The organism is Bradyrhizobium sp., assembly GCF_016462955.1.
In the GTDB taxonomy this organism is placed as follows: domain Bacteria; phylum Pseudomonadota; class Alphaproteobacteria; order Rhizobiales; family Xanthobacteraceae; genus Bradyrhizobium.
Genome location: NZ_JAEMSD010000879.1, coordinates 1 through 1,583 on the forward strand (window position 1 = coordinate 1; position 1,583 = coordinate 1,583).

1 protein-coding gene is annotated in these 1,583 nt (G+C 61.1%); it reads left to right on the forward strand.

Annotated features, from left to right (window positions below):
• On the forward strand, nt 1–1,583 hold a 1,583-nt coding region (locus JHD07_RS39470), incomplete at both ends, for a DUF1549 domain-containing protein (protein WP_291632042.1).

Genomic DNA, 1,583 nt, shown 5'->3' on the forward strand with positions numbered 1-1,583 from the left:
GTGGAGCGCTGTTATAAATGCCACTCGCATGAGAAGAAGATCAAAGGCGGGTTGGTGCTGGATTCACGCAGTGGCTGGGAAAAGGGGGGGGAATCCGGTGCAGCGATCGTGCCGGGAAAGCCAGAAGAGAGTTTGCTCATCAAAGCCGTGCGGCATGAGGACGAGGATTTGCAGATGCCGGAAGAGAAACTCAGCGATGATGAAATCGCCGTGCTGGAGCAGTGGGTGAAGATGGGGGCGCCGGATCCGCGGGTTGCGAAGAAAACCGGCAAAGACCTAGACGAAGGACGCAAGCATTGGGCCTTTCAGCCGGTGACCCACCCGGCGGTCCCGGAATCGGCTTTCCCCGAGATATCCCGAACGCCCATCGATGCGTTTCTGTTCGCTGCAATGTCGAAGCACAACTTGCGACCAGCGACCCGCACCGACCGCGGGACCTTGCTGCGCCGCGCGACGCTCGATCTCACCGGCCTGCCGCCGACGGCCGGGGCTATCACCGCTTTCGTGAACGATCCGCAACCGGACGATGCGGCATTTGCGCAAGTCGTCGAGCGACTGCTGGCTTCTTCCGCCTACGGCGAGAAATGGGGGCGCTACTGGCTCGATATCGTCCATTACGCGGACACTACCGGCTGCAGCTCCGACTGGCCAATTGACGACATGTGGCGCTATCGCGACTGGGTGATCGCCGCGTTCAACGACGACAAGCCGTTTGATCGTTTTCTCACCGAGCAACTCGCCGGCGATCTGCTCGCGGCGGACATGCTCAAACAGCCGGACGCGCTGGACGAGAAGGTCTATCGCGAGCGCATCGTGGCGACCGGCTTCCTGGCAACGGCGAAGCGCTTTGGGTCGAGCCCCGGCGCAGACGAGCACCTCACCATCGACGACTCGATCGATACGACGTTTAAGGCGTTGCAGGGCCTGACGATGAGCTGCGCACGCTGTCACGATCACAAGTTCGATCCGCTGCCGGCAAGCGACTATTTTTCGCTTTACGGTATCTTCGCGAGTTCCCTCTATCCTTACGCGGGCGCGGAGATAAACAGGCATGCTTCGCTGCTCGTTCCGCTGTCTCCTCCGGGGAAAATCGAGAACGTCCTCGATGCCTGGAATCGCTCGATGCCCTCTATCGGAGGCGAGAAGGCGAAGCAACCGCGTTCGGTCCAGGCAAGTTTCATTCAACGCTGGGGCTTTGAGGACAATGAAACTGGCTCGGGCCGGGAGGATCGTTTGCCCGCAACTCCATGGGTCGGTAGAGGCGGCGTCACCGTGATGGAAGGGAATTCGCCATTTGTTCACCTCCTGCCGAAGGGGGGCATCAATCACGTGTATTTCCAGGCCACTGCGCACCAAGGCGAGATGATGCGCCGTGTCCGGTGGCAAGACGAAAGGAGCGATGTCCGCTCGCTGGCGGTTGATTTCCAACTCACCTCGCCATGGGATGAATCAGGCCATCTTTGGAAACTCGCGTGGCGGTCGCAGGACGAGCCAGCCGAAGAGCTGGAGTTGGCCACGATCGCGGCGCTCGGCCTGTCTGCTCCCGGCGGGGCCAAGCCGGTCTTGCTGGCCAAGGGGCGTTG